The sequence below is a fragment of the Collinsella sp. CLA-ER-H2 genome (genome assembly GCF_040092405.1).
In the GTDB taxonomy this organism is placed as follows: Bacteria; Actinomycetota; Coriobacteriia; order Coriobacteriales; family Coriobacteriaceae; genus Collinsella.
On sequence record NZ_JBBNLO010000008.1, the window covers coordinates 17,241 to 39,462 of the forward strand.

The 22,222-nt window shown below is 58.6% G+C and carries 22 protein-coding genes and 1 riboswitch; of the genes, 8 read left to right on the plus strand and 14 right to left on the minus strand.

Annotated features, from left to right (window positions below; translation table 11 throughout):
- The first annotated feature begins 29 nt into the window (after positions 1-29).
- Together AAAX59_RS03540 and AAAX59_RS03545 are read left to right on the plus strand one after the other, a co-directional pair.
- Positions 30-662, plus strand: a complete 633-nt coding sequence (locus AAAX59_RS03540; RefSeq protein WP_349070623.1) for an MOSC domain-containing protein — start codon at positions 30-32, stop codon at positions 660-662.
- Between the two features lie 234 nt (positions 663-896).
- A complete protein-coding gene (locus AAAX59_RS03545) occupies positions 897-2,030 on the plus strand; it encodes a hypothetical protein (protein WP_349070624.1) in 1,134 nt (377 codons plus the stop codon).
- Between the two features lie 37 nt (positions 2,031-2,067).
- Here AAAX59_RS03545 and AAAX59_RS03550 read toward each other — a convergent pair whose 3' ends face one another.
- The 5 genes from AAAX59_RS03550 to AAAX59_RS03570 all read right to left on the minus strand — a co-directional run bounded on the left by AAAX59_RS03550 (position 2,068) and on the right by AAAX59_RS03570 (position 6,121).
- Complete coding sequence (locus AAAX59_RS03550; protein WP_349070626.1) at positions 2,068-3,447, minus strand: protein kinase; 1,380 nt, start codon at positions 3,445-3,447, stop codon at positions 2,068-2,070.
- 98 nt (positions 3,448-3,545) lie between these two features.
- Positions 3,546-3,968, minus strand: coding sequence for a hypothetical protein (locus AAAX59_RS03555; protein WP_006234330.1), 423 nt, complete (start codon positions 3,966-3,968; stop codon positions 3,546-3,548).
- 32 nt (positions 3,969-4,000) lie between these two features.
- Positions 4,001-4,444, minus strand: coding sequence for an FxLYD domain-containing protein (locus AAAX59_RS03560; protein WP_006234331.1), 444 nt, complete (start codon positions 4,442-4,444; stop codon positions 4,001-4,003).
- Between the two features lie 163 nt (positions 4,445-4,607).
- Positions 4,608-4,931: a hypothetical protein gene (locus AAAX59_RS03565; RefSeq protein WP_349070627.1), complete on the minus strand. Its 324-nt coding sequence runs from the start codon at positions 4,929-4,931 to the stop codon at positions 4,608-4,610.
- Positions 4,932-4,933: 2 nt separating this feature from the next.
- The gene (locus AAAX59_RS03570) at positions 4,934-6,121 is read right to left on the minus strand and encodes an N-acetyldiaminopimelate deacetylase (RefSeq protein WP_349070630.1); all 1,188 of its coding nucleotides are present in this window, start codon (positions 6,119-6,121) and stop codon (positions 4,934-4,936) included.
- A gap of 144 nt (positions 6,122-6,265) precedes the next feature.
- Positions 6,266-6,434, plus strand: a riboswitch (Lysine riboswitch).
- Between the two features lie 65 nt (positions 6,435-6,499).
- Between AAAX59_RS03570 and AAAX59_RS03575 the strand changes: the two genes are divergently transcribed.
- From AAAX59_RS03575 to dapD, 4 genes are read left to right on the plus strand one after another with little or no spacing between them, the layout of a single operon-like run.
- On the plus strand, positions 6,500-8,092 hold the full coding sequence (locus AAAX59_RS03575) for a diaminopimelate decarboxylase (protein WP_349070632.1): 1,593 nt from the start codon (positions 6,500-6,502) through the stop codon (positions 8,090-8,092).
- Positions 7,992-8,810: a 4-hydroxy-tetrahydrodipicolinate synthase gene (gene dapA / locus AAAX59_RS03580; protein WP_349070634.1), complete on the plus strand. Its 819-nt coding sequence runs from the start codon at positions 7,992-7,994 to the stop codon at positions 8,808-8,810. Before AAAX59_RS03575 ends, dapA begins: the two co-directional genes overlap by 101 nt.
- The gene (gene dapB / locus AAAX59_RS03585) at positions 8,803-9,543 is read left to right on the plus strand and encodes a 4-hydroxy-tetrahydrodipicolinate reductase (RefSeq protein ID WP_349070635.1); all 741 of its coding nucleotides are present in this window, start codon (positions 8,803-8,805) and stop codon (positions 9,541-9,543) included. Before dapA ends, dapB begins: the two co-directional genes overlap by 8 nt.
- Positions 9,544-9,582: 39 nt before the next feature.
- Positions 9,583-10,302, plus strand: a complete 720-nt coding sequence (gene dapD, locus AAAX59_RS03590; protein ID WP_349070637.1) for a 2,3,4,5-tetrahydropyridine-2,6-dicarboxylate N-acetyltransferase — start codon at positions 9,583-9,585, stop codon at positions 10,300-10,302.
- 253 nt (positions 10,303-10,555) lie between these two features.
- On the opposite strand, the gene AAAX59_RS03595 is transcribed toward dapD, so the two are convergent.
- The 7 genes from AAAX59_RS03595 to AAAX59_RS03625 form a co-directional block, all read right to left on the minus strand.
- Complete coding sequence (locus tag AAAX59_RS03595) at positions 10,556-11,560, minus strand: nucleoid-associated protein (protein ID WP_349070639.1); 1,005 nt, start codon at positions 11,558-11,560, stop codon at positions 10,556-10,558.
- A 111-nt stretch (positions 11,561-11,671) separates the two neighbouring features.
- Complete coding sequence (locus AAAX59_RS03600) at positions 11,672-12,832, minus strand: Mbeg1-like protein (RefSeq protein ID WP_349070640.1); 1,161 nt, start codon at positions 12,830-12,832, stop codon at positions 11,672-11,674.
- Positions 12,833-12,946: 114 nt separating this feature from the next.
- Positions 12,947-13,897, minus strand: a complete 951-nt coding sequence (locus tag AAAX59_RS03605) for an L-lactate dehydrogenase (RefSeq protein WP_118256447.1) — start codon at positions 13,895-13,897, stop codon at positions 12,947-12,949.
- Between the two features lie 201 nt (positions 13,898-14,098).
- The gene (locus tag AAAX59_RS03610) at positions 14,099-15,262 is read right to left on the minus strand and encodes an aminotransferase class I/II-fold pyridoxal phosphate-dependent enzyme (protein WP_349070642.1); all 1,164 of its coding nucleotides are present in this window, start codon (positions 15,260-15,262) and stop codon (positions 14,099-14,101) included.
- A gap of 118 nt (positions 15,263-15,380) precedes the next feature.
- A complete protein-coding gene (locus AAAX59_RS03615) occupies positions 15,381-17,369 on the minus strand; it encodes an NAD(+) synthase (RefSeq protein WP_349070643.1) in 1,989 nt (662 codons plus the stop codon).
- Positions 17,370-17,503: 134 nt separating this feature from the next.
- Positions 17,504-17,782 carry a DUF4160 domain-containing protein gene (locus AAAX59_RS03620; protein WP_349070645.1) on the minus strand — a complete coding sequence of 93 codons (279 nt, stop codon included), beginning with the start codon at positions 17,780-17,782 and terminating at the stop codon, positions 17,504-17,506.
- Entirely contained in the window at positions 17,775-18,044 is a 270-nt protein-coding gene (locus AAAX59_RS03625; protein WP_161161112.1) for a hypothetical protein, read from the minus strand. The genes AAAX59_RS03620 and AAAX59_RS03625 overlap by 8 nt, the downstream gene beginning before the upstream one ends.
- A gap of 174 nt (positions 18,045-18,218) precedes the next feature.
- Between AAAX59_RS03625 and AAAX59_RS03630 the strand changes: the two genes are divergently transcribed.
- Positions 18,219-19,169 carry a hypothetical protein gene (locus tag AAAX59_RS03630; RefSeq protein WP_349070646.1) on the plus strand — a complete coding sequence of 317 codons (951 nt, stop codon included), beginning with the start codon at positions 18,219-18,221 and terminating at the stop codon, positions 19,167-19,169.
- 136 nt (positions 19,170-19,305) lie between these two features.
- Positions 19,306-20,613, plus strand: a complete 1,308-nt coding sequence (locus AAAX59_RS03635) for a hypothetical protein (protein WP_349070647.1) — start codon at positions 19,306-19,308, stop codon at positions 20,611-20,613.
- A 45-nt stretch (positions 20,614-20,658) separates the two neighbouring features.
- On the opposite strand, the gene AAAX59_RS03640 is transcribed toward AAAX59_RS03635, so the two are convergent.
- The gene (locus AAAX59_RS03640) at positions 20,659-21,006 is read right to left on the minus strand and encodes a hypothetical protein (protein ID WP_349070649.1); all 348 of its coding nucleotides are present in this window, start codon (positions 21,004-21,006) and stop codon (positions 20,659-20,661) included.
- Positions 21,007-21,037: 31 nt separating this feature from the next.
- Positions 21,038-22,165, minus strand: coding sequence for a hypothetical protein (locus tag AAAX59_RS03645; RefSeq protein ID WP_349070650.1), 1,128 nt, complete (start codon positions 22,163-22,165; stop codon positions 21,038-21,040).
- Between the last annotated feature and the right edge of the window lie 57 nt (positions 22,166-22,222).

Here is a 22,222-nt window from a genome sequence, read left to right on the forward strand (position 1 = left end):
ATTGACATCCTCAAGCGAAAGGCGCGCACGTGCCCCAAGACCATCCGACCGATAATCCCATCCTCAATGCCGCGAGGCGCGAGCTGGCGGAACGTGCGAAAGCGACCGCTCCCCTGTGCACGGCAAACGACGCCTACAACGGACCCGCCCGCATCGTCTCGATCAACACGTCGGCACACAAGGGCACGCGCAAGTCGCCCGTCGCGGATGGACACGACACCGTTATAGAGCAATTTGGCCTCGCTTCCGACGCACACGCCGGGCATTGGCACCGTCAGGTTTCCTTTTTGGCCGCAGAGTCCATCCAGACGGCGCAGGCCCGCGGACTCGACGTACACGAGGGTGACTTTGGAGAGAACTTCACAACCCGGGGCATCAACCTGCTCTCGCTCCCCTTGGGCACGCAGCTCAAGCTTGGTAGCGAGGTGCTTGTCGAAATCAGCCAAATCGGCAAGGTCTGCCACACACGCTGTGCCATCTACCATCTTGCTGGCGACTGCATCTTTCCCCACGAGGGCGTTTTTGGCGTGGTGCTAAAGGGCGGAGAGGTCTACGCCGGCGACGATATCCAGGTAATCAAACTCGGCGACGGCACCTGTTCGTTCACCCCCGCCGAGGCCCTCGAAGAGATCGAGCAGGCTCGCCAGAAGGGCACGCTGTAGTTATAAAACCCCACGTTGAGATGGCTTTTACAGCCCAAAATTCCTCTCAAACAGGGCTCTGTAACGTTAAAGTTGAACTCTATGGTTTCTCAACAATTCATCATAACTGCAGGTCAAAGCCAAAGCCTCAAGTTCAACTTGACCCTTTGGGACCTTTAAGGTTCAAGTTGAGGTCGAAAGCAGTAGTAGAATACCGTTCGAACCATAACCTACGATTGATTGCAGAGGGACTGGATGCAGCATTCGAATCATCGCGCCGCAGCGCTCATTGCGTCGAAGCCGGCTCGTATCATCACGAGCGCCGCGCTCGCCGTTGCGCTGACGGCCACGCCGATGCTCTCCCCCGTTGCGGCGTATGCCGCCTCGCAGGCAACGCAGGACCAGCTTTCCGCAGCCCAGCAGAAGATCGAAGCCGCCACGAGCGCCTACAACGACGCCCGCACCAAACTCGATGACCTGCAAAAGCAGATTGACTCCAATGAGGCAAGCATCGAGGAAATCGAGGCTAAGCTTCCCGAGCAGCAGGCCAAGGCAAGCTCCGCCATGCGCGATCTGTACAAGTATCAGAAGGGCACCAATCCCATCGTGAGCTTCCTGGTCAACGCGCAGAGCCTGGGTGAGTTCATCACGACCTGCAAATACACCAACCAGATCACGAGCTCGAGCGTCGACGAGATCGAAGAGCTCAATAACATGCAAACCGAACTCGAACAGAACAAGGCCGAGCTCCAGCAGGCCAAGTCTCAACTTGAGGCAGAGCAGAAAAACGCCGAGGATGCACTGGCGCAGGCCCAGCAGCTCCGCAGCGAGGCACAGGCAAAAGCCGAGCAGGAAAATGCCGCCGAGCTTGCCAAGCTTGAGGCCGATAAGGCCGCTGCCGCCGAGAAGCTCTCGGGCGAGGGCGTAAGCGGCAGCAATTCCAGCAGCCAGGCCACCAACACCAACACCACCATCGACACCACGGTGAACAGCTCCAATACCGGTAGCTCCGATTACGATTCGTTCATTAATGAGTGGACGAGCCGCATCGACAATTATCTCGCCGGCTCCCCCATGGCAGGCCAGGGCTATAACTTTGCCGTCGCCGCTTGGAATACCGGTGTCGACCCCCGTTGGTCTCCCGCTATCGCCTGCATCGAGAGCACCAAGGGTGCTTATTGCGCCAATTCTTACAACGCCTGGGGCTGGAGTGCACGTGGCGGCGGTTGGCGCAGCTTTGGCAGCTGGAGCGAGGGCATCTCCGCTCACGTTGCCTATCTGGGCGCCAACTACGGCTCCACCCTTACCCCGGCTGCGGCCAAAAAGTACTGCCCGCCCACGTGGCAGGACTGGTACAACAAAGTCGCCGCTCAGATGAACCGCATCTAAGTGCAACTGCAAAGGGCCCCAATGGGGCCCTTTTCTTTTAGGTAGCGGAGGTATCGACGACGCCGGTCGCATTGGCAACCGCGACTATGACGATCATGCATAGGAGCAGCACACCCAATGCCTTGAGCCAGAGTTTCGCGAGTTTCTTGCCGCGATAGCTGTCGAGCAGTGCGAATCGCCGACGAAGACGACGCTTGTCGAACAGCGCAAAATGCATAAGCACCATAAGGCCATCGACAAAGAAAAAATACTCGATTATGAGAAGCCACGTCGGGTAGCTTTGGTTTGCTCCCGTGGGGTGAAAGACGGCAAAGTGACTTCCGGCAAAGAACACAAGCAGCGAGACGAAGACGAGCGTATTCCAAATGCGCCCCAGAGACTCCGGAACGCGAGAGAGCAGACCGCATGCAGTGGAGGCGGCAGGCCTAGGAAGCCCTGCGGGTTTCTGGAGCCCTTGGGACGCCAACACTGTCTCCGAGTCTGGAGTACGGACAGGCGCAGGCGCAGGAGGCCGCACGGGGCGACTCAGATCGTATGCCGCGCGCGTCGCCCGTCCCAATGCTTCCGCACTCGCAAAACGCTTGGCCGGATCGAGCGCCATCGACATGCAGACGGCATCGGAAAGTGGAGTGGGAATACCGCGCGCCTCGCATTGCTCGCGCATGTCGAGCCCTGGTTTAGGGTCGACTCCCGTCAAGCAGAAGAACAACAGGGCGCCCAGCGCGTACACGTCGCTGCGAACACTCGTCTGCCCAAACCCATACTGCTCGGGCGGCGCATAGGGTCGCGTGCCAAACTTGACGGTGTCGGCATCGGCGCCATCGCGCCATACGCGCGCGATCCCCAAGTCGATAATCACCAGCGATGAAAATGTCAGGCCGTCATCAGGCGTATAGTTGGCACCTGTCACGATGATATTCGACGGCTTGAGGTCGCGATGGATCACCGGCGCCGACGTCTCCCCCGCTATTGCAAAACCGGCGTGGAGCTCGCCCACGGCATCGCATAGGGCAGGATACAATTCACGCGCATAATCGGGGGTGGCTCCCAGACGGTCCACCAGCGCCCCGAGCGTCTCCCCTTCGATGTATTCCATAACCACGTTGAGCTCGTCGCCCACACGACGACAATCGACGATTCTGGGCAGGTGCTCAAAACGCCTGCCTGCCCGCTGAGCGGCAAACAGACGCTCGTATGCCCCGCCGATTTGAGCCGAAGCATCGATGCGTTTACGGACAAAGGGGCCGAGCGAACCACCGCCGGTTCCTTCAAAGTACACGAGCTCGGTTGCTTCAACGGACGAGCGCTTAAGTACACGCTCCACGCGATAGCTGTCGTCGCGATCGAGCGACGCCAGGTGCTCGGCAAGCGCTGCGGTCAGCTCGTCATCGGAATATGTTGGGCTCTGAGTATCCATAGCCTCCATCATAGCGCAGGGCGCAGACACCCCATGGCATCCGCGCCCCGTTCGTTTGCATCGTTGTTCGACAGCTCTACCGGCTCAGATATCAGCCGCTAACTCACCGTCTCCTCGCCAAAGCGATACAGTTCCTCGTTGACCTTTTGGAGACTGCACCCGCGATCGATGCAAAAGATGATAATCGCATCGCGGCGGTCCTTGCAGTTAAGGACGCTTACCCCGGCAGCCGTCAGCGCACGGTTGGTCTCTTTGAGCGTCAGCGCCATCGCAAAGGCAATCTGCAGCACCTTATTGCGACTCGGATGACGCGCACCGGTAAAGATCTGATAGCCAAAGGTCTCATTGAGATCAGCCATACGGACCACGCGCGAGCGCTCCAAGCCCTTTTCCTGCAGTAGCTGCTTCAGGTAGTCCGAAAGCGACGGGGCGGCAAAGTCGTGCTCCCTGATATAGCCATCGATGTTCGGCGCATCGAGAAGCTCATTGAGCAACTCCTCGGTCAGCTTTTTATCGGACATACGACTTCACCTCCCCCAGTGCATGCAACATGCTAGAAACCGCTTACGTCCGAACGCTCCCAGCTAGCAACCTGGTCGGGAGACACCGTACCCAGCGCCTCGAACTTCCAGGAGCCGCCCGCCTTCAGATGATTGGTGTTTGCAAGAGCCGTTCCAACCTGGTTGCCATCGGCATCATACAGAACATATTCAATCTGAATGTAGCTCTTTTCCTTGTCCGTGTTATTGGTCAGGGTGCCCGTGATCTTATAGGTAAACTGATTGGAAGTGTCTTCAGCCTCGTCAGCAATGGTATACGGTTCTTGCGGTTCTTTTTGCTCCTCAGCCTGCCGTGTCGTCTCGGCAGGTTTTGCCGAATCGCTCGCAGACGAATCGGTTGAGTTGCCGCCCATAGAGCCCACAGCACCGACAATAACCAGCACCACGATGATGCCTAGGACAATCTTACCGATTGGCTTCTTTCCCTCTTTTGCCATTATTCATCCTTCCTACGATCCGGCTACCGTGCCGGTACACAGCACATCGTAGGAAGGATTGAACTTGAATTCATTAGCTGAGAGCTAAGGCTGCGGTAAACGACCAATGCAGTTATCCAAACGCCGAGCAAACGCACTGCGCGCGACCGTCTGCCGGCAGCGATCAACCCACCGTGACGGATTCCCCGGTAAAGGCACTGATCATCAACAGGATAAAGAAGGCCAAATAGCTGATGCTCAGCAGGTAGGCGATGACCAAAAAGGCAATCCATCCTACATTGGTCTTACCGTCGGCGCGGCGCTGTTCACGACTGCGATAAAGCCAAATCGTCACGCCGATGGCAGTGATAAACAGCACAAGTGCTGCCGCGGCAAGCCCGGCAAGCGTAAACATCACGCCAATGCTCACAGCAATAACCGGAAGCAGCAGCAAACCGCACCCGCATCCACCCGGACTATATACGGCAGACTGTCGGCGTCGTTCCATCGTCACTCCATCACAAGCAATCGTTTATAGACATCGAGGCCTGTGAGTAGGATTTCCTCGTCGAAGAGCATGCTATCGGCATGCAGAGCGCTTGTGGCATAGGCGGGGCAGCCATCCGAATCACTCGGGTTGTCTTGGCCCTCTGGCATACCCGTGCCCAGCAGGAAAAACACGCCCGGCAAATGGCGCTGATAGAACGCGAAATCCTCGGCAATTAACAGCGGCTCCTCCATAAGCTGCAGCCCGGGCAAGGCAGGCGCGACGCTGGCAAATAGCTCGGGGTCGTTGTCGACCGGCGGATAGCCCTCGGCAAAGTCGAGATCGTACGTGCAGCCCGTTGCAGCGCAGGCATCGTCCAGCACGCGGCGCACGCCCTCGCGCGCCCGGTCGAACATGTCGTCTGTAAACACACGCAGGCTGCCGGCAACATGGGCCTCCCCCGCCACCGCATTGCAGACGGTGCCTGCCTGCAGCAGGCCGAACTTGCCAATGCAGGGCTCATCGGCACCCAGCTCATCCATCAGTTCGCGCTCGGCAACCAAGAACTTGGCAGCCGCCAGCGCCGCATCGTGCGACTCCTCGACCGGAACGCCATAGGTCTTAGCAATATGGATGCTCGTCCCGTGAATATGAATGTGTGTCTCACTCGAACGCGCCAGCAACGGACCGGAGCAGCTCGCCAACGTGCCGGCGGGCAGATCGGGCCACACATGGAAGCCAAAAATGCGGTCGGCCCCATAGCGCTCGAACACACCGCTCTCGCATACCGTCTTGGCACCACCGGTCGTTTCCTCGGCCGGCTGGAACACAAAGAGAACATTGCGCCTAATGGCGCCCGGATGCTCGCGAATCGTACGGTCGACATACGTCGCGGCGGCAAGCGCCATGGCCATGTGTCCGTCATGTCCGCAAGCGTGCATCTTGCCGGGATGGGTTGAGGCAAAGGCCGCTCCCGTCGCTTCCGCGATGGGCAGCGCATCCATATCGGCGCGAATCGCCGTGGCATGCGCGGCATCAACGCCGGCGTCGAAGAAAGCACAGACGCAGCTGGGGCACGGATGGGTCACTTCGCAGTCGAGCGGTGCCAGCACGTCCTCGATATAGGCGATGGTCTGCGGAAGATCGAAATCGAGCTCCGGAATGCGATGGAGATCGCGACGATAGCGACGGAGTTCTTGGAGCTCGGTCATAGAGATTCCTTTCGTGGAGCGCATCAGTTGCCATCCATGGTGACGCAGGATTGTTGTGTGCATGTTTCTAGCAAAACGCTGCATTTTTTAAACGTTATATACGAATACTCTTGTTTGGTAAAGTGCAACGTGGTAGGGTCGTTACCACTTGATAGAGGCGCGGGCACGAAGAGCCGCGGGCGAGCCGGCAGGCTTTGACCCCGCGGGGAGGCGAAACCCGCCGAACTGGGTTTTTCGGGCACGAACAACCTGGTGGGCCTGCGGGAAACACCCGCAGGACTGTCTGCAGCAATGCGGGGGCGCTATCCGGACATGGGGTCCACGCTATGCGGATTCGATGCGCCGATGGCGCCGTCTGGATAGCGAGGTTTACGGGACATGGCATTGACCCCCAACGAAGCATATGCGGCCAAACAGCCGTTTGTGGACAAGGAAACGCTCGAGCATATCGTCGAGCAGTTCCCCACGCCGTTTCACCTATACGACGAGGCGGGCATCCGCCGCAACATGCAAGAGGTGCGCGACGCCTTTGCGTGGAACCCGGGCTTTAAGGAATACTATGCCGTCAAGGCCAACCCTAACCCGGCACTCATCTCCATCCTCAACGAATACGGCTGCGGCTGCGATTGCTCGAGCTATACCGAGCTCATGATCGCCCGCTCACTGGGTATCACCGGCCACGACATCATGTTCTCGTCCAACGACACGCCGGCGGCGGATTTTGAGCTCGCCGACAAGCTGGGCGCCATCGTCAACTTTGACGACATCAGCCATATCGAGTTCTTTGAGCGCGTCGCGGGCCCCATCCCCAAGACGGTCAGCTGCCGTTTTAACCCGGGCGGCCTGTTCCAGCTCTCTAACGGCATTATGGACAACCCCGGCGACTCCAAGTACGGCATGACCACCGAGCAGCTCTTTGAGGCTTTCCGCATGCTCAAGGCCAAGGGCGCCGAGGACTTTGGCATCCACGCCTTCCTTGCCAGTAACACCGTCACTAACGACTACTACCCCAAGCTTGCGCGCATCCTCTTTGAGCTTGCCGTGCGCCTAGAGCGCGAGACCGGAGCACGCGTCGCCTTCATCAATCTATCCGGCGGCGTCGGCATCCCCTACCTGCCCGAGCAGCAGGCCAACGACATTCACGCCATCGGCGAGGGAGTGCACGCGGCCTACGACGAGATCTTGGTTCCCGCCGGCATGGACGATGTGGCGATCTGCACCGAGATGGGTCGCTTTATGATGGGCCCCTACGGATGCCTGGTCACCAAGGCCATCCACGAAAAGCAGATCTACAAGGACTATATCGGCGTGGACGCAAGCGCCGTCGACCTCATTCGTCCCGCTATGTATGGTGCCTACCACCACATTACGGTAATGGGTCAGCCGGGTGGCCCTAACAAGACCGCAACACCGGTCACGAACACGTATGACATCACGGGCAACTTGTGCGAGAACAACGATAAGTTTGCCATCGACCGCGAGCTGCCGCAGATCGACATGGGTGATGTACTCGTAATCCACGATACCGGCGCGCATGGCTACTCCATGGGCTACAACTACAACGGCCGTCTGCGCTCCGCCGAGGTATTGCTGCACCCCGACGGCTCAGCAGATCTCATTCGTCGCGCCGAGCGCCCGGACGATTACTTTGCCACGCTCGACGTGTTGCCGTGCGGCCGTGAGCTGTTGGCCAAATCGCGTGCTGAAAGCGCCCGCCGTCGCGCCCAGGACGAACGCCTGGCCGTCGCCGCCCAATGGACCAAACGCATCCAGATCGCGGAAGCGAAGGAGAAGAACATGGATATCCGCAACCTCGTGGGTTCAATCGTCGCCCTTGTCACGCCGTTTAAAAAGGACGGCAGCGTCGACTTTGACGCGCTCGAGCGCCTTATCGATTTCGTCCCTGCAAAACGGCACCGACGCCATCCTCACCCTGGGCACCACCGGCGAGAGCGCCACGATGACCGATGACGAGGACAACTCCGTCGTCGCCGCCGTGGTCAAGCAGGTTGCAGGACGCGTCCCCGTCATTGCAGGCTCGGGCTCTAACTCCACGCAGACCATGCTCACCAAGTCGCTCACCTACCAAGGCCTGGGCGCCGACGGTCTGCTACTCATTACCCCCTACTATAACAAGTCTAACGAAGAGGGTATCTACCAGCACTTTAAGACCGTAGCGGATGCCGTGGACATCCCCTGCATCCTGTACAACATCCCCGGCCGATGCGGCTGCGGCATCAGCGAGCGCAACGTAGAGCGCCTGGCCGCGCACCCCAACATCATGGGTATCAAGGAAGCCTCGGGCAACGTCGCCTACGCGGCCAAGATCGCCCACCTGCTGTCCGACGGCTTCCGCATGTACTCGGGCGAGGATGCGCTCACCGTGCCGCTCATGAGCCTGGGCGCCTCGGGCACCATCAGCGTGTGGGCCGACGTTCAGCCGCAGCTCGTGCATGACATGTGCCGCGCCTATCTGGACGGTGACGTGGCACGTGCCCGCGATATCCAGATTGCCGGTCAGCCGCTCATCAACGCCCTCTTTAGTGAGGTCAACCCCATCCCCGTTAAGGAAGCGCTCGCCCAAACGGGTATGATCGAGGCAAACTACCGCATGCCGCTGTGCCCCATGGCAGACGACACGCGCGCTGCACTTACCGATGCTCTGAAGGGAGCTGGTCTGCTTGATTAAGACCGTCATTATGGGAACGGGCCGCATGGGCTCGCTCATCCGAACCACCGCCGAGGGCGTTGTCGACGCCGCCGGTCAGCCCGTTTTTGATATCGTCGCCCAGATTGGCTTCGATTTGAGCGAGCTCGAGAACGCACCGGCCGCCGATGTAATCATCGACTTCTCGAACGTCGTTACCTTCGATGCCGTCGTCGCCTATGTCGAGCGCACGGGTGCCGCGTTGGTCTCGGGCACCACGGGCTACACCCCCGAGCAGATGGACCGCCTACGCGAGCTGGGCCAGAATGCCCGCGTTATGCACTCGGGCAATTACTCCATCGGTATTGCAGCCCTGCGTCATCTGGTAGCGCAGGCCACACGCGAGCTGCCCGGCTTTGACTGCGAGATCGTCGAGACGCACCACAACCAAAAGGTCGATGCCCCCAGCGGCACAGCCAAGTTGCTGCTCGATGCCGTCGTCGAAGCTGAGCCCGAGGCAGGCTACCACCCCGTCTATGGCCGCGAGGGCATGTGCGGCGTGCGTGACCCCAAGGAGATCGGTATGCACTCGCTGCGCGGCGGCACCGTCGCCGGCGTGCACGAGGTGAGTTTCTTTGGCCAGGACGAGGAGGTCACGCTCACCCACCGCGCCACGAGCCGTCAGGTCTTTGTCAACGGCGCCTTGGCGGCCGCGCAGAAGCTCGTCACCCGCGAACCCGGCTTCTATACGTTCGACCAGGTCATGTTTGCCTAACCAGGTATCAACCGGATCCACCCAAAGGAGAGATAGCAAATGAGCAACGCAGCCGAGATGGATGCACGGGAGATTATCAACTACATCGCCACCGCGCCTAAAAAGACGCCCGTCAAGCTGTATGTGCGCGAGAAGCCCGGCATGAAGGTCCAGTGGGGTGATGCGCACGTCTACGGCGGCCGTCGTGGCAAGACCGTCTTTGGCGACTGGGATGAGCTCAAGGCCATCCTCGATGCCAATGCCGAGTCCATCGACTACTACGACGTCGAGAATGACTGCCGCAACTCCGCCGTCCCCATGCTCGACCTTAAGGGCATAAACGCCCGCATCGAGCCGGGCGCGATCATCCGCGACCGCGTCGAGATCGGCGATCACGCCGTCATCATGATGGGCGCCATCATCAACATCGGCTCCGTCATTGGCGAGGGCTCCATGATCGACATGGGCGCCGTGCTGGGCGGCCGCGCCACTGTGGGTAAGAACTGCCACATCGGCGCCGGCACCGTGTTGGCGGGCGTCGTGGAGCCCGCCAGCGCCACGCCCGTCATCATCGAGGACGATGTCATGATCGGCGCCAATGCTGTGGTCCTGGAGGGCGTGCACGTAGGCAAGGGCGCTGTCGTTGCCGCCGGCGCCGTGTGCGTCGAGGACGTCCCCGCCGGCGCCGTCGTGGCCGGTGTCCCCGCCCGCGTCATCAAGATGCGTGACGAGAAGACCGACAGCAAGACCGGTCTCGAAGAGGGCTTACGTCAACTTTAATAGTTACGCGGTTTTGACAAACCGCGTAACAGGTCGACGCTGCAAACGCCCCTAAGCGGCAATCTGACGTTCAATCGTCGGGCATGACCAGAAGGTCAATGCCCTCCTCTTTCACGTCACCTTGCTCGCCTAGGGGCGTTTTCGCTGACGTGTGCTCAACCTGCGGGGTAATGTCAGCAACCAAGCCGAAAACAAAAAAGGCCGAAGTCCCAAAAGGCTTCGGCCTTTGTTTTTTGCAACGTCCAAGAGCAGTTTATCGATTCTCAATACTTCCGATGTTCTTGAGCTCGATGGAGATGAGGCCGTTGGGCTCGTTGACAAACTCGATGTACTCAGAGTTCGAACCCATCTCGGCCGGGAAGCTGATCTCGATGCCCGTGTCGGTACGGATCTTGTGGTTGCGCACCGCCGCGCGTTCGACCTGCTTGCGCTCCACGGGCACACGCTCAGGCACCTTCTCCTCAGTCAGTGCCGCGCGCACGCTCTCCTTGATAACCGGCTCGTCCTCAAAGACCTCATCGACGATATCCCAAGGGGGCAGTTCCTCGTCATCCTCAACTTTCTCGGCAACAGCAGCCTTAACCTTGGCGAGTGCTACAGCCGTGTTGGCACCATGCTCCTCGGCGACTTCCTCGACCACACGCGTCACGGTGTCGATGACCTCCTTGCCCGATACGCCCGTATCGCACTGCAGCAGGCCATCGGGGATAAGCATGCGGTCCTCGCCGGCAATCTTGCGCTTCTTGTCCACGTAGCCGATCTCCATGGTGCTTGCGCGCACGATGGCATAGCTCGGCACCTTTTGCGAGGGGTTCGGCAGAATGGCGTAGTGGCGCGCAATGTCGTTGCGCACCTCCCCCTCCTCGCGGCCCACTTCGTGCATAAAAGCCTGCTTGGAGCCCAGCAGCATCACGGCAAACCAGCGGACATCCTCATCGTCGTCAAAATCGGCCACGAGCACATCGGTGGACTCGGCTTTCTCGGCTTTGGTGAGCTCGGAGGAAATAAACTCCGCAATCTGCTGCGACAGGTCCACGAACTCGCGCTCGCCAAAGAAATAGCCCTTGAGCTCGCCGCCAAACGCAGAGTTCTCGGCAAACATGGCACGTTTATTGTCGGCCGAGGTACGCGCGCGGCGCAGATGCGTTGTCACGAAGTTGCGCACGGTACGGCTCTCGATATCCAACTCGCGCTGGCTCATAACGTTGACGGCAGAGTCAAAGTCCAGGATATGCAGAATCGCGTGATTGATTTTCATATACGGCATTCCGTTCTAGATCGATTTCGGCACGAACCAGTATAGCGGTCGAGCCCGCCCCAGGCGCATCGAAGATTGGTGCATCGGGGACAGGTTGCTTTGCACCAATGGCTAGCGCAGGAGCTCGGACTGCCAAGCCTCGAGCTGTTCTGCCAAACTCTTGCCGGCAGCGGGCATGTCGATCTGGGGTCGTTTGGGCAGCAGTGCGCATTTAAGGATTGCCGCGATGGTCTGCGAGACAAAGCGTCGCGTATCCTTGTCAAAGCCTTGCGCAGCCTGGAGCATCACGGGCAGGCTCTCGCGCAGATTCCCAGCGATATCCGCAAACCGCTCTGCACCCGTAGCCTCAAACACGGAGAACAACGCATCTACAAAACGCTCGCGCTCGCTAGGCGACACTGCAAGCAGCATCTCGCGAATAGAGCCATCAACGTATCGAGCACCGGCGGACAGGCGCTCGCAGTACACGAAGTCGCGACCATCAACCACCCAGCTAAAGGGATTGTGTTGCAGCAGGCTGAACTCGGTGCTCTCAACGATGGCATAGTCCTCCTGTGTCTCGAACATCATGCCAAAGATCGACGACCGAGGTAGTGTCTTGTCGATTCGACCGGAAAGATCGGCAAAGGCGTCGCCGTTCAGGAACTCCTCGACGAAACCCGGACCATCATGGGAATATGCCCGTTCGATTCGCTCGCGGGCGACATCGGAGCACATTGCCGCACCGTACACCGCAAGGTTTCCACCCTTGGAATGACCTCCGCACAAAAGCGGCCCGTCAATCGCATCCGCCGCCTCGTCCACATAACGTGCCGCGGATTCCTGGGCCGGCACAGGACACCGGAACGCCATGTTAAAGTCCTCTTTCCAACCCACAATCGTGCTGTCGGTCCCCCGGAAGGAAAGGTAACTAAACCCCGCCGGAAACCGGAACGCCATGGCTGCAAACTGCTCCGTCGCCACCACATCGCTCACAGCACGATAGCCGCAAACGTGCACGCCACGGTAGCGAGGACTTGCTGCCACGGCCTCCAACAAGGCCCTGCTCCCCTCCGGGTCCCACAAGTCGTCAATCATGTCCCGATAGCACTCGGCACGCAGCAGCTCGCGTACGTCTAGGCCCTGCCAGTTCGTCAGCTCCGCCATATCACCCGGCAAACGCAAATAGGACAACCACGCAAAGACCAGGCTATCCACCGCGCAGAACGGCCGCTCCTCAAACGGATCAAACGCCGTCTGGGCATAGGTCAAAAAATTAGGCGAATCCGACATGGCCCTCCCATCGACTATAGTGCATTGGGGTCAGGTTACTTTGCACCAAAAAAGCGCCCGGGCCGCGTGGACTCGGACGCCTTCATTGTAGCTTTTCGCTCGAGCGAGCTCGATTTAGCAGGAGAAATCGACGCTGTCGATGATGTCCTTGAGAGCCTTTGCAGAGGCGGTGAGCTCATGCTGCTCGCCATCGTTCAGTGGCACGGGAACGCGGCAGACAACGCCGTCGCGACCAACGACCGTCGGCATGGAGATGGCCAGATCGGACAGGCCATACTCGCCCACCATGAGCGAGGAGACAGGCAAAACGGTCTGCTCGTCACGCATGACGGCAGTGCAGATGCGCTTGACAGCCATGGCGACGCCGTAGTAGGTAGCGTGCTTCTTCTCGATGATGGTGTAGGCGGAGTTCTTGACGTCCTCGGCGATACGCTTCTCGGCGGCTTCGTGCTCCAGGTGGCCGTGAAGCTCGCAGAAGGTGTTCAGCGGAACGCCGGCAACCTGAGCGCTGGACCAAGCGACAAACTCGGAGTCACCGTGCTCACCCATGACATAAGCCTGGACATCGCGCGGGTCAACCTCGACATGAGCACCAAGCATCTGCTGCAGACGGCCAGTGTCGAGCACGGTGCCGGAACCGATGACGTGGCCCTCGGGCAGACCGGACATCTTGATGGCGGCGTAGGTCAGAACATCGACCGGGTTGGAGACGATGAGCAGAATGCCGTCGAAGCCGGACTTCTTAATCTCGGGGATAATGGACTTAAAGATTCTGACGTTCTTGTTGACCAGGTCCAAGCGGGTCTCACCGGGCTTCTGGGCAGCGCCAGCGGTGACGACGATCATGGCGGCGTCGGCGACATCGGAATAATCGCCGGCATAGATCTTCATCGGCTCGGCAAACGTCATGCCGTGCGCGATATCCAAGGCCTCACCCTCGGCGCGGTTCTTGTCCACGTCGATGAGGACCATCTCGGAGAACAGACCACTCTGCATCAGCGCGAACGCCGAAGACGAACCGACGAAACCGCAGCCGACAATAGCGACCTTCTTCTCGTTAACCATTAGAAACTCCCATCTCTCTCCACAAACAAGCCGCCCGGGAACGACCCGAGCGGCTTGCCGTAATCCCAATACATCCAATCGGGACTTTGATTATGCTCCTATTCGAAGCCAAAAATCGACCGTTTACCGAAAATGTTTGCAGGATTCGTAAAATAACTGTACGAAATCGGTTTCGATCTATTGACGAGCCGAAATAGCTTTTTAATACAGGCCTGCCTCGCGAATGGCCTCGACAGCCAAAGCAATCTGATCGGGCGGCAGGACCAGCGCCATGCGCACGTGCCCCTCACCCGAAGGACCAAAGCTCGCGCCCGGCGTCACCACAACGCCGGCCTTCTCCATGAGCTCCTCGCAAAACGCCATGGAATCGGTGCGACCACCGGGAAGCTTGGCCCACACAAACATAGAACCATGCGCGTTGGGACGCTCCCAGCCCAGGTCCTCAAGACCGTCGCACAGGGCATCGCGGCGATCCTGGTACTTCAGACGCTGTGCCTCGACCTCATCGCGCGGGCCATTAAGGCACGCGATAGCAGCCTTCTGGATCGGGAAGAACATGCCAAAGTCAATCTGACTGCGCAGCTTGGCAAAGGCAGAGACCACATCCTCGCGGCCGACCAAAAAGCCGATACGCGCACCGGTGACGTTAAACGACTTGGAGAGCGAGAAGAACTCAACGCCCACCTCGATCGCACCAGGGTACTGCAAGAAGCTTCCACCCGGATCGCCGTCGAACACGATGTCGGAGTAGGCATTGTCATGGACGATGAGCAGATCGTGCTCGCGGGCGAAAGCGATGATCTCCTCGTAGACCTCGGGCGTTCCAACCGAGCCCACCGGGTTGGCGGGCAGCGACACGATCATGTACTTGGCACGATCGGCCACCTCGGGATCGATGCCCGCCACATAGGGCAGGTAATTGTGCTCGGCAACCAGCGGATAGTACTCGAGCTTGGCATCGGCGATCTTGGCACCCGCCTCAAAGACCGGGTAGCACGGATCGGGAACCAGGATGGTGTCGCCCGGATCGAGCAGGGCCAGGCCCAAATGGCCCACGCCCTCCTGCGTGCCGTTGCACGACTGCACCATGGACGGCGTAATGCCCGAAACGCCAAAGCGACGCTCATAGTAATCGCACACGGCTTGCTTGAGTTCGGGCAGGTCGCGCAGGGCATACTTCCACATCTCGGGATCTTGGGCTGCCTGCGTGAGCGCCTCGACCACGTGGTCGTACGGCTTAAAGTCGGGCGTGCCCACGCTCATGTTGTAAATGGTCTTGCCCTGAGCCTTCAGCGCGAGGAGCTTGTTGTTGAGCGAGGCGAAGACCTCCGCGCCAAAGCGGTCGAGACGCTGCGATGCCTGCATGGTGCCACCTTTCGATATAAAAAACGCGGCGCTCCGACAAGAGCGCCGCGCGATACGGGCCATCAGATTGCAAAAGTGTAACGCTTACAAACCCCGCATTGGTTCAATTTAGCCAACCTTAGCCAATTGCATTGAGCGCGTCGATCTGCGCAAGCCACAAACGCGAGCTGGCGTCACTCGGCATACGCCAATCACCGCGCGGGCTGAGCGTCACCGAGCCCACCTTGGGACCATCGGGCAGGCAGCTGCGCTTAAACTGCTGGGCAAAGAAGCGACGATAGAACGTACGCAACCAAGCGTGGACGGTCTTGGCGTCGTAGACGCCCTCGAAGCTCTTGAGCGCCATGCGGTAGATCTTGCCCGGCTCAAAGCCAAAACGAAGCAGGTAGTAGAGGAAGTAGTCGTGCAGCTCATACGGGCCCACCAAATCCTCGGTCTTCTGCGCAATCTCGCCATCGCCCGTGGGTGGCAGAAGCTCGGGGGACACCGGCGTATCGAGGATATCGAGCAAGACCTCGGCGATACGCCCGCCAAAGACATCAGCCGCATAACGCACCAGATGGCGCACAAGCGTCTTGGGCACGCTCGCGTTGACGGCGTACATGCTCATGTGGTCGCCATTATAGGTAGCCCAGCCGAGCGCCAGCTCCGACAGGTCGCCCGTGCCGATGACAAAACCGCCAGTCTGGTTGGCCAGATCCATCAGAATCTGCGTACGCTCGCGAGCCTGGCTGTTCTCGTAGGTCACATCCTGCACGGCCGGATCGTGCTCAATGTCCTTGAAGTGCTGTTCCACGGCCGCGTGAATCGAAACCTCGAGGAAGCTCACGCCCAGGTCGCAGGCGAGCGACTCGGCATTCGACTTGGTGCGATGCGTCGTGCCAAAACCGGGCATGGAGACCGCCGTGATACCCGTGCGCGGCAGCCCCAGCGCATCGAAGGCGCGCACGGTCACAAGCAGTGCCAGCGTAGAGTCCAAGCCACCCGAAAGGCCGATGACCGCAGCCTTGGTGCCCGTGTGGGCAAGGCGGGTCTTGAGGCCAGCAGTCTGCAGGTCAAGGATGGTCTCGCAGCGCTCGGCAAGGTCGCCATGGTCGGCCGGCACAAAAGGCGCACGCGGGAAAACGCGGTCGATATCGCAGGCATCGCGCAGGACAGGCTCTTTGGCCGACACGCCCTCAAACGAAAACTCAACGGTCGTGGCCTCCGGCGCATCGTCCGCGCGCGTCCACGTCGTCGAGCGGCGGCGCTCGGCAACCAGACGGTCAAGGTCAACGTCGGCGATGGCCATATCGCAGGTAAGTAGTTTGGTCGCGGCGAGCTTCGAGCCGTTTTCGTAGATAAGGTTCTCGCCCGCAAAGACCATATCGGTCGTGGACTCGCCCTCGCTCGCGTCTGCATAGGCATAGGCGCAGTACAGACGCGCACTCTGGTTAGAGATAAGGCTGCGGCGGTAATCTGCCTTACCGATAATCTCGTCCGAGGCCGACGGGTTGAGGATCACCGTCGCACCGGCAAGCGCCATCTCGGTCGAAGGGGGCGCCGGCACCCACAGGTCCTCACAGACCTCAACGCCCAGCACCAGGTCCTCGGCGCCCTCATCACAGCAGCGGTAGATAAGCCCCGAGCCCAGCGGGACCGGACCCTGACCGGCAAACTCGACCCACACAGGATCTGCGGGCGCCGGAGCAAACCAGCGGCGCTCGTAGAACTCGCCATAGTTAGGTAGATACTTCTTGGCCGTGAGGCCCAAAAGCTCGCCCGCGCAGCACACGGCGGCGCAGTTGTAGATATTCTCGGCAACCGCAACGGGAAGACCAACGGTAAAGACGATCGGCAACTCACGGGTCTCATCGAGGATACGTACAAGCACCGCCTCACAGGCATGCAGCAGTGTGCGGTTATGGAACAGATCGGCCGCGGTATAGCCGCACAAGTTGAGCTCGGGCAGCACCAGAGCACGAACACCGTGCTCGGCAGCCTCGCGAACAGCCGCCAACGCAACCTCGGCATTGCGCCCGGCATCGGCAACGCGAATCTTGGGCGAGGCCGCCGCCACACGCAAAAAGCCGTCGTTCTTAACTTGACCGTTTAGAAAATCGTTCATGCGAGCTCCAACATATCCGTTTAGCCGCGGTGAGCGGCGGCGATAAAGTCCGCTTCCATTGTACTGTCAAGTTCAATCAGTGCTGATGGGACGGGCTCATGCTTAAAATTGAAAAAGGGAAGCCGGGGTGGCGTTTAGCAGTAGAACGAGATCTCGTCCACGAGGAAAAATGCCTTCCATTTAGAGCAGATCAATTCATGCTGAGCGGCGATAATTTCACAGAGGTCGTCAAGCGTGCTCCGGGGGATTTTCGCTTTGTTATTAGCGACAATGCAACCTCCCCTGCGAGTCAGCCAGATTTTGGCCGAGTTATCTGAAGGCGCCCCCTTGCAAACATGGACATGGATTGGCTCGCCCGCTTCGTTGGACCAAAAGAAGATCCTATAGCCGCCAATAAGAAAAAGGCTAGGCAACTTTAGCTCCTCCGTTTGCGGCGTAGCGATACAGCAGATGGGCGTTATTGCTCAGAAAAGTCTCAAATCCTCGCTTCTCCTCGTCGGTGAAATGCCCCTCCCACATGGTCCAATTGTAAGAAGGCAACTCACAACGAGCGGAGTCGAAGCCCTCTGCCGTCGGTCGCTCAAAATGCACGATAACCTTTTCGATATCGCCATCTGTAATCAGGTCAGAATGAATGACCTCGGTACCGTCTTCGAATGTCATATACGGGTACATCACGTAAACCACCTCGCAATCGTAAGTCCAGTTTAGCATCAAGCTATTTCGCCAAAGACAGCAAGCCCCCTTGATGAGTTGATGGTATCTGTTAAATGTCACGTACGATTCACATCTGGTGGGTACCCTGATGGCTACACGAAACGAAGCAGATTTACACCGGGAGGACCCCGTATGACAACCAAGTACACAGACGCGCCGCGCACGCGCGTCATGACACCGGCATCGCTCAACAACGGCGCGCACGAGAACCATTCCATCGGACAGACCATGGCCATCGCACCCAAAAAGGGCCTGTTCGACGACATTTCTATTCCCCAGATCATCGCCGGCGCCGCAGCTGCCGCCACGAGCGTCGCGCTTGCCTCCAAGATTGGTATCGCTGGTTCAGTAATTGGTGCCGCCGTGAGCTCGGTCATCACCGTTGTGTCCTCGCAGGTCTACCGCCACTTTATCTCTGCCAGCGCCGAAGCCCTCAAAGGTACGCACGCCGCCGTCGACTACCCCGCCAGCGCCTATGAGCCCGTTGAGCTGAATGCCGAGGAACACCTGGGCGGCGCCGCGACTACACAGGAGATGCGCCAGGTCGCGGGACGCGCGACCACGGCGCGCGTCGCCCCCAACAGCCTACGCGCCAAGGCGGCGGAAGAGCGCAGCCAGACGCAAAAGAAGGTCATCATCTTCTCGATCGCCATCGCCATCGTCGCGGTTATCGCCTGCGCCGGCGCCATCCTTATAACCACCGCCGGTGAGGGTCTGGGCGAGCGCCCCGAGCCAATCCTTTCGTCGCGTACGACCGAGAGCGATGCAAATGACAACACCCAGTCTCAAGATCAGCAGACGCAGACGGACGACACGCAAGACAGTTCCACCTCTGCTAATTCATCCTCGAACACCCAAGACCAATCGCAGGGCACCGATTCCTCTACGGCCAACAGTGGCACGACATCCGGCACGACCGACTCAAGCCAAACGACTGACGGTTCGCAGCCGAGCACGGGTGGCCAGGCGAGCGACACCACGTCGGGAACGGGCACAGCAGGCAGCAGCAACGGCAATTCGAGTGACACCACATCGGGCACGACATCTAACAGCTCAAGCCAAGGCACGACATCGGGCAACTAGGCGCTGCATCCCCAGATAGGCAACCTGTACAACGGGCGCGAATCGACAGCGGTTCGCGCCCGTTTGCCTTGGGCACCGCCATGGCGAATGCTCTGCGATGGTAAGATGCTTTACATATGTAAAGAGGAGATTTGCCATGAGCAAGACAATAGTTAGGCCCACGCTTGCGCTGGGCAACCACATCTATCTGTATCGCCTGCTGCGCGATGCGATTGGATGCGGCAAGCAAACATTTATGACACAGGTCGAAGAGGCGCTCGCCGCAGACGACATGACTGCTTATGACCTGGGCTTTGAGTCCACGCGCGAGCTGCTCGAGGAGCTTAACGACTGCATTAAGCTGACCGTCTTTAAAGGCGGCCGCCTGTATGCCACCGTCATCGCCAACGAGGCATGGGATGCCGCCCTTGCCAAGGGCGAGGACAAGCGCAAGGCTACCAAGGGCGCCAAGCAGTCCTACAAAAAGAAGAAGCGCGGCAAGAAGGACCTGAAGGCCGTGCGCCCCAAGCACGTTAAGCGTCCCGAGCCCGAAGCCATGGTTGGAGCCGTGCCGGAACCCGAGCCCGAGACAGAGATCGAAGTCGCTATTGGGGTAACAGCAGAGGCCGAAACCGAAATCGCCGTCACGACCGATCCCAAAGTCATATCCGGGCAGGAAGCCACTGCGGAGCTCAACGAGGCTCCCAAGTCGACAACCGAAGAAGCCGCTAACCAATCCGAGACGCCTGCGTTCCAAAACAGCGATGTCTTTGGCGACGAGACCGAGAACGATCAGCCCGACGAGCCCGACGATCAAGACGCTACCGAGCCGACGCCGGAGCCCGAGACGCCGCAGCCTGCCATCTCGCTTACGGTCGTCTATGACCCCGAGAACGCCAACGCCGGCATCACCACCATGGCCTCCACGTCCATCGAGGCAAAGCCGTCTGTCGAGACAGAGGATGCCCCGCAAGCCGATGCCAAAACCGAGACTGAAGACACATCCGTCTCCGTGGAACCGACAGATTTCGCAGGTAAGCCTGAACCGGTGCCTGAGTCCGCACCCGTCATCGAGTCCACATCCGCACCTGTCTTTGACCAGATTCCTGTGCCTGCAGCGGTTCCGGCCCCCGCTGCAGCACCGGCCCCCGCACCCGCAGCGCCCGCCATCCCCGAGGACTTCCCCGTCGATTTCGCGACCGAGGTCTTCTGCCCCGGCCCGCTTCTGCACCAGCTGTCGACCTATCTCCCCTACGGCGCCGATACCCTCGGCATCGTCGGCGAGTACTACTGGATCGCCCGCGAGCGCGGTACCATCGAGGCCGCGCGAAACCGCGCAAGCTTCCCCCTGCGCTACACGCAGGCTGGCGAGCGCCGCGAGGTTACCGTGCGCATCCGCCGCAACACCACCGGCGGCCTTGGAGCCACCTGGGCCATCGACAAGGTCAACGCCCCGGCCGAGTGACAAAACGGCCCTGGATAGCCATTGACCGTCCAGGGCCGTTTGAAATCAGACCTTTTGGCTGTCATCAGCACATATAGACACCAGAGAAGCAAGCTCCTCCTCAAGTTGCGGAGCAAAATACCTAAAAGAAACTTGTGCTCCAATCGGTATCGACTCAATCATATTCGCAGCATTATCTGAAACACGGTACGATGCAGTTTCACCTGTCTTTAATTCCTCTATTGAGCAGACAGCGTCTTCAGCATCAATCGACCTAAGCATGCCTTTACCTTGCAACATCACATCGGCATGCCCACCAGCTATTTCCAATGAATCTGAGTTTGTCACAGACATTTCTCCGGAATCTCCGCGCGGCATCTCTTCTTTTGTTGAACAGCTCACCAATAAAGCCATCAACACCAAAGACAGGACTAAACGAATCGTCCTACTTCGAAAAAGTCGTTCCATAAGTCCACGCATAATAACTCTGATCATACTTCAGGAAGGATAAGGATGAATTCCAGCCGTCCGCTATGCCAATCATCTGCCTTGTCTCTCCAGTTTTCTTACCAGTAAGTGTGGCGTAAGCCTCCGCTGTTACAGAATGGGCTGATCCGTTGTACAAACTCGCATGTAAAACACTCGGTCTATTAGAGTTAATCTCATTTTGAATGTTCGCGATAGCCGGGGAGGAGACAGTGCGGGCGATAAGATTACTCCCTCTGCTTGCGCAGTAATTTGTAAACCCCGTTGCACAGGTTGCAATCGGCGTTCCGCCCAAAACAACACCGGGAACAGTCTGTTCTTCATCGGAAAGAGCATGGGTATTGGTGTAATTCCATATCTGCATATATTGCGAAGGGTCGCTATATAAATTGGCAATGCCATACAGTTCCGCAACGTTCGAAAAAGCTGTCACCATACAAGCATAGTGGGCGGTAAGCCTCTTAATCTCGCTTTCATCATATGACATAAACTGAGAAATGGAACGAAATCCAGATACTGTGTAATCCTGCATTTGAGTTGCGTAAATTACAACATCGTTCCAGCTTGAAGGTTTATTCGATAAAACGACAGGCCGTCCTTCTATGGAAACAGCCGGGATTGTTCTTCCGCAATTTGTTGTTATTGAACCGTCCAAAGATTGCACGCCGAATTCGAATGGATTGATCATTACGACTGGGTTATTGAAAGAATAAGACTCGACACCAAGATCTCCTCCCCGATCCATAGGGCTGACTAAGCCGTCTCCAAAACGATATCCCGTAAGTATTTCATCATCTGAAGCATCTAAAACCAAATAGCCCGCGGCTCTATTGGATGTCACAACCGGAACAATGTAACCAAGCGGGGACCCATCAACATCTACAAAAGGAATAGGGTCAGAAGGCGTATACGAATAGCCGAGGAGTCCCTTTATATATTTATCGGCAAGCTCTTGCGCAATTTCAGAAGTAAATTGTATCTGCTCACCATCAATATTGCCCGTCGAAGCAAAAACCTCTTTCGGACGTGCGGCTAAGGCGACAATTGAAGACGCGACAAGTTGCAGAAAACGACGACGCGAAAGCAAATGTTCTTCTTTCTTGAAAAGCGACTTATAAGATACTCCTATTCTATAATCTTTTTT

Bases quoted from the DNA above. Each gene is read 5' to 3' on its own strand.
- AAAX59_RS03545 (WP_349070624.1), top strand. From the start codon at position 897: ATGCAGCATTCGAATCATCGCGCCGCAGCGCTCATTGCGTCGAAGCCG.
- AAAX59_RS03550 (WP_349070626.1), bottom strand. From the start codon at position 3,447: ATGGATACTCAGAGCCCAACATATTCCGATGACGAGCTGACCGCAGCG.
- AAAX59_RS03555 (WP_006234330.1), bottom strand. From the start codon at position 3,968: ATGTCCGATAAAAAGCTGACCGAGGAGTTGCTCAATGAGCTTCTCGAT.
- AAAX59_RS03560 (WP_006234331.1), bottom strand. From the start codon at position 4,444: ATGGCAAAAGAGGGAAAGAAGCCAATCGGTAAGATTGTCCTAGGCATC.
- AAAX59_RS03565 (WP_349070627.1), bottom strand. From the start codon at position 4,931: ATGGAACGACGCCGACAGTCTGCCGTATATAGTCCGGGTGGATGCGGG.
- AAAX59_RS03570 (WP_349070630.1), bottom strand. From the start codon at position 6,121: ATGACCGAGCTCCAAGAACTCCGTCGCTATCGTCGCGATCTCCATCGC.
- AAAX59_RS03575 (WP_349070632.1), top strand. From the start codon at position 6,500: ATGGCATTGACCCCCAACGAAGCATATGCGGCCAAACAGCCGTTTGTG.
- dapD (WP_349070637.1), top strand. From the start codon at position 9,583: ATGAGCAACGCAGCCGAGATGGATGCACGGGAGATTATCAACTACATC.
- AAAX59_RS03595 (WP_349070639.1), bottom strand. From the start codon at position 11,560: ATGAAAATCAATCACGCGATTCTGCATATCCTGGACTTTGACTCTGCC.
- AAAX59_RS03600 (WP_349070640.1), bottom strand. From the start codon at position 12,832: ATGTCGGATTCGCCTAATTTTTTGACCTATGCCCAGACGGCGTTTGAT.
- AAAX59_RS03605 (WP_118256447.1), bottom strand. From the start codon at position 13,897: ATGGTTAACGAGAAGAAGGTCGCTATTGTCGGCTGCGGTTTCGTCGGT.
- AAAX59_RS03610 (WP_349070642.1), bottom strand. From the start codon at position 15,262: ATGCAGGCATCGCAGCGTCTCGACCGCTTTGGCGCGGAGGTCTTCGCC.
- AAAX59_RS03615 (WP_349070643.1), bottom strand. From the start codon at position 17,369: ATGAACGATTTTCTAAACGGTCAAGTTAAGAACGACGGCTTTTTGCGT.
- AAAX59_RS03625 (WP_161161112.1), bottom strand. From the start codon at position 18,044: ATGTACCCGTATATGACATTCGAAGACGGTACCGAGGTCATTCATTCT.
- AAAX59_RS03630 (WP_349070646.1), top strand. From the start codon at position 18,219: ATGACAACCAAGTACACAGACGCGCCGCGCACGCGCGTCATGACACCG.
- AAAX59_RS03635 (WP_349070647.1), top strand. From the start codon at position 19,306: ATGAGCAAGACAATAGTTAGGCCCACGCTTGCGCTGGGCAACCACATC.
- AAAX59_RS03640 (WP_349070649.1), bottom strand. From the start codon at position 21,006: ATGGCTTTATTGGTGAGCTGTTCAACAAAAGAAGAGATGCCGCGCGGA.